We start from the raw sequence: 1,415 nt of genomic DNA on the forward strand, positions 1-1,415 counted from the left end.
CCAGCAGCGCGAAGACGAATCCGGCGATCTCGCCGTCGAGCTCGGCCACGTAGACTCTGCACTTTCTGTCCCGCGCCGAGATGCGGCCCAAGGTTTTCGCGTATTGCTCTTTCCAATCGCCGTACTGAAGCGCGAAGACCCGTGGGCCAAGCACCGCCTCGAAGCCCTTGTGGATGGGCTCGAAGGCCGCGATACAAACGTCCAGCACCCGCCGATAATCGGCCTCCTCGAAGGGCCGTATGACCAGAGCCATTCCTCCGTCCTCGCTCGCTATCCGTCCTCGATCAGCCGAGACTTGCGCCGGCTCCCCGCCCGCGCCATAACCCGCGGGCTCAGGGGCATAGGCATGCAAGAGACCACCAAACACAAGACCCGCGTCTCTCCGGCGTCCAGCCGACCGGCAATCTGCATCTCGGCAACTATCTCGGCGCGATCACCCGTTTCGTGGCGCTGCAGGAAGAGCACGAGTGCCTCTACTGCGTGGTCGATCTCCACGCCATCACCGTATTCCAGGACCCGGACGAGCTCACCCACAACACGCGCGAAGTGACGGCCGCGTTCATCGCGTCGGGCATCGATCCCACGCGCCAGATCATCTTCAATCAGAGCCAGGTCTCGGGCCATGCCGAGCTCGCCTGGATCTTCAACTGCGTGGCGCGGATCGGCTGGCTCAACCGCATGACCCAGTTCAAGGAGAAGGCCGGCAAGGACAAGGAGAACGCGTCGGCCGGTCTCTTCGTCTATCCGAACCTGATGGCCGCGGACATTCTGCTCTACCACGCGACGCACGTTCCGGTCGGCGAGGACCAGAAGCAGCATCTGGAGCTTTGCCGCGACATCGCGCAGAAGTCAACAACGACTTTCGCCAAGTCGATCGCCCGCGAAGATTATCCGGACGGCTTCTTCCCGTTGCCCGAGCCGATCATCACCGGTCCCGCCACGCGCGTCATGAGCTTTCGCGACGGCACCAAGAAGATGTCGAAATCGGACCCGTCCGATCTGAGCCGCATCAATCTCACCGACGATGCCGATGCCATCGCCAAGAAGATCAGAAAGGCGAAGACCGACCCCGAGCCGTTGCCGTCGGAGGTGAAGGGCTTGGAAGCACGGCCGGAGGCCGACAACCTCATCGGCATCTATGCGGCGCTTGCGGGCTCCGACAAAGAGGCGGTGTTGCGCGACTACGGCGATGCGCCGTTCTCCAAGTTCAAGGAGGCGTTGGCCGAGCTCGCCACGGACAAGCTCACGCCGATCGGCGAGGAGATGCGCCGCCTGATGGCCGACCCCGTCGAGATCGACCGCATCCTCGCCGACGGCGCGCGGCGCGCACACGGCATCGCCGATCCGATCCTCGCCAAGACCAAGGACATCGTCGGCTTTATCCGGAGCTGACGAGAATTGTCATGCCCGCGAAA

Annotated in this window: 2 protein-coding genes; one reads left to right on the top strand and one right to left on the bottom strand. The window is 63.4% G+C overall.

Going from position 1 to position 1,415, the window contains the following annotated elements; genetic code table 11:
* Window positions 1-253 (bottom strand): hypothetical protein (locus tag AUC71_RS06400; RefSeq protein ID WP_204376657.1); only part of this gene is annotated, 253 nt, incomplete at its 3' end.
* 152 nt (window positions 254-405) lie between these two features.
* Between AUC71_RS06400 and trpS the strand changes: the two genes are divergently transcribed.
* Window positions 406-1,392 carry a tryptophan--tRNA ligase gene (trpS, locus tag AUC71_RS06405; RefSeq protein ID WP_069623603.1) on the top strand — a complete coding sequence of 329 codons (987 nt, stop codon included), beginning with the start codon at window positions 406-408 and terminating at the stop codon, window positions 1,390-1,392.
* Window positions 1,393-1,415: the final 23 nt, after the last annotated feature.

Source organism: Methyloceanibacter marginalis, from assembly GCF_001723295.1.
Classification (GTDB): Bacteria; Pseudomonadota; Alphaproteobacteria; order Rhizobiales; family Methyloligellaceae; genus Methyloceanibacter; species Methyloceanibacter marginalis.